The following is a 221-nucleotide window of genomic DNA, read 5'->3' as shown; positions in this document are numbered from 1 at the left end:
GCCGAGTCGGCCCGCCGCCACCTCGCCGCCATCACCGGGCTGCCGCTGGTCACCGCCGCCAACCTGGTGGAGGCCACGCAGGACTGCGGCGCGTTCGTGCAGATGTCCGGTGTGCTCAAGCGGATCGCCGTGAAGCTGTCCAAGAGCTGCAACGACCTGCGCCTGCTGTCGTCCGGGCCGCGCGCCGGCCTGGGCGAGATCAACCTGCCGCCGGTGCAGGC

General features: G+C 72.9%; 1 protein-coding gene. It reads left to right on the top strand.

Going from position 1 to position 221, the window contains the following annotated elements; genetic code table 11:
- Nucleotides 1–221 (top strand): lyase family protein (locus ALMP_RS39580; protein WP_264936840.1); only part of this gene is annotated, 221 nt, incomplete at both ends.

Origin of the sequence: Streptomyces sp. A012304 (genome assembly GCF_026008495.1) — a bacterium.
Taxonomy (GTDB): Bacteria; Actinomycetota; Actinomycetes; order Streptomycetales; family Streptomycetaceae; genus Streptomyces.
This window is presented reverse-complemented; position numbering and strand designations above follow the sequence as displayed.